This window comes from Clostridiales bacterium (assembly GCA_017961515.1).
GTDB lineage: Bacteria > Bacillota > Clostridia > Acetivibrionales > RGIG10202 > RGIG10202.
Genome location: JAGCXC010000059.1, coordinates 1 through 2,295, shown reverse-complemented (window position 1 = coordinate 2,295; position 2,295 = coordinate 1). Strand labels below are relative to the sequence as shown.

The 2,295-nt window shown below is 32.6% G+C and carries 3 protein-coding genes; 1 reads left to right on the top strand and 2 read right to left on the bottom strand.

Translation table 11 applies throughout. The features are described from left to right. Positions 1 to 77 precede the first annotated feature (77 nt). Positions 78 to 968, bottom strand: coding sequence for an AAA family ATPase (locus J6Y29_04545; GenBank protein MBP5427142.1), 891 nt, complete (start codon positions 966 to 968; stop codon positions 78 to 80). A gap of 12 nt (positions 969 to 980) precedes the next feature. Continuing rightward, positions 981 to 1,142 (bottom strand): hypothetical protein, encoded by a 162-nt coding sequence (locus J6Y29_04540; protein MBP5427141.1) that lies wholly within the window; start codon positions 1,140 to 1,142, stop codon positions 981 to 983. Positions 1,143 to 1,601: 459 nt separating this feature from the next. On the opposite strand from J6Y29_04540, the gene J6Y29_04535 reads away from it, so the two are divergent. Then, a complete protein-coding gene (locus J6Y29_04535) occupies positions 1,602 to 1,772 on the top strand; it encodes a hypothetical protein (protein ID MBP5427140.1) in 171 nt (56 codons plus the stop codon). Positions 1,773 to 2,295: the final 523 nt, after the last annotated feature.

Sequence of the window (2,295 nt, the reverse complement as noted above, 5' to 3'; positions counted from 1 at the left end):
GGAAGTGTTTGGGGAAGATTCCGAAGACACATCAAAGTCTTCAAATTCCCCATACTTCTTATGTGACAATATGAACATCATTTTTCTCCAGGACAATTGTCATTGATGTACTGGTAGATTTCATCCTTTAGTTCTGTAGGGATGTCTCCCATTTGTACGAGTTCAAAGCATTTTGCTCTCATTGTCCTTTTGGTTATCTTATTGCCTTGTAGTGCTACTCTTTTGGCTATGGTGCGGACATAGTTTTCCATTACAGGATTCTCATCTGTTGGTTCTATTTTAGCTGCAGTTTCAAAGCCAGAAGGTTTAGATTTTCTTTGAGCAAGATGAGCTTCTTGAGCTGCAACTTCCCTAATAGGATAATCTTCTCTCACTGGTTCCTCTTTCTTGGTAACTTTTGACTCAGCTTCAATCTGTTCAAGGCTACGGAACTTTTTCACATCCTGTAAGTACTGGCCTTTCTCATCAATGTAGCAGTAGTACTTTTCATTTACCATACTGTTTACCTTGATAACTGCTTTGGAGGACTGTGCATCTGGAGTAAAGATTAGCTCCATGTCAATTTGTCCTACGAAAATGAGATTCTTTTTAGAAATCAATAATGCTCTTAAGATGTCATTCCATCTTTTGGATCTATCGGAATATGCTGCCATTCCTTTAGCCCTTGAAGTCAATAATTCTAAAAGACTTGTTACCCCATCAAGGATAATGGTATCAAATTCAGATTTGGTTATTTCCTTAATGGTTTCCTTGATTGAATTGTAGGTTGTTAAGTCAGTTGTCAAATTGATTTCTACGATAGGGACATTGGTGTAGTTTGTATCGTCAATGTCTATACATACTGGATTAAGGCCGTTGTCTCTGCAGTATTGTTCCGCAAAGGTTGATTTACCGCTACCATCCATACCATAAACCAGTACCTTTTTGAGGTTTGGTTCTTTTGCTCTGTTCTTAAATTTTAAAGCCATCTTCTCACCTTTTTATAATATTCCATAAGTTGGGCCTTTGATTGTTAAGGCTATGATAAAAAATAATATGCATATAAAAGCTACTGCCAACAATTGTTTTACGCTGATTGTTAGCTGCTCTTCAAGTACTGAATGACTATTGCATTTGTGTAGTCTTGCAGGTTTAGATGCCATCTTCTACCTCCTTGCATTGACCACATTCGACACAGAGGACATCCTCATCGCCATCTTGGTAGAGGCAATACTCGTTAAGGTACTCTTCAAGTGCATGGTTAGGTTCGAGTCTTGGTCCGAAGATCATGCTTTCACCTCTTCATGAGGAGTTTGTACAAAATCAGGTTTCATGGATTTAAGCTCTTTGATGCAAGCTTTCATCCTTTTGTATTCTTCGTACTCTTCTAATGTCAAGAGTACACAATTCTTTAAAATTTTCATATCATCACTTCGTGGATTTTTTTTAAGAATGTTTTTTGAGAACTGCCATTCTCAAAAGACTTCTTTAGTTAATATTATGTTGTCCTACTATATAAAGGTATGTATAGATTTCTATATAGATAACTATTTAATAATATAGTTAGATTAATATACTGTAAACTACTAAATATAATATATAGAATAAATAAATAAGGTGATATGAAAATGGTATTTAAAACTAAGATGAGAAAGAACGCAGGAAGTATGATCACTGTAGTCCCTGCACCTATAGTTAAGTTATTGAATTTTGAATCTGGTGATGAGTTGGAATGGGAAGTCAACATTTCAGAAAATGCTGCTGAGATTACCCTAAGGAAAAAACCAGATTGAAAAAAATTATATTTTTTTGGAGTTAAAAAAAGTTCGTATATAATAGAATGATTTAAAAATTTTCGGCGAAAGCCTACGCTAAAGCTTTTAAAATTACATATCACTCTACATAAATCCTTTAAATATGATTTTAAACTATTAGAACTATTTATATAAGTAAAATATAAATATAAGTGAAAATCATATATATATTTATCACAGATACTAATATTATCACTTCGTGGTGTATACTATTTTTCATCTGTCGATACTACTGGATGAATACTAGAGAAGCTGCCACTTCCTAGTATTCAGTTGAAAGTAGTCAAGTAAAAGAAAAACTTTTTTTGTTAATATAATTTATATATTTATTCTTATAAAATTCTAATCTTTTTTTCATATGATCCTTATTATGGACACATAATATATTTTTAAATAAAACCAGTAAACCCATTGTTAATTTTATTTTGTTTTTAGTTATATATAAAATTAATCGTTCAGAGAACTCTGTTTTTAGATATACTAATGTTCAACTTTTCTTTCC

Bases quoted from the DNA above. Each gene is read 5' to 3' on its own strand.
- J6Y29_04535 (MBP5427140.1), top strand. From the start codon at position 1,602: ATGAAAATGGTATTTAAAACTAAGATGAGAAAGAACGCAGGAAGTATG.
- J6Y29_04540 (MBP5427141.1), bottom strand. From the start codon at position 1,142: ATGGCATCTAAACCTGCAAGACTACACAAATGCAATAGTCATTCAGTA.
- J6Y29_04545 (MBP5427142.1), bottom strand. From the start codon at position 968: ATGGCTTTAAAATTTAAGAACAGAGCAAAAGAACCAAACCTCAAAAAG.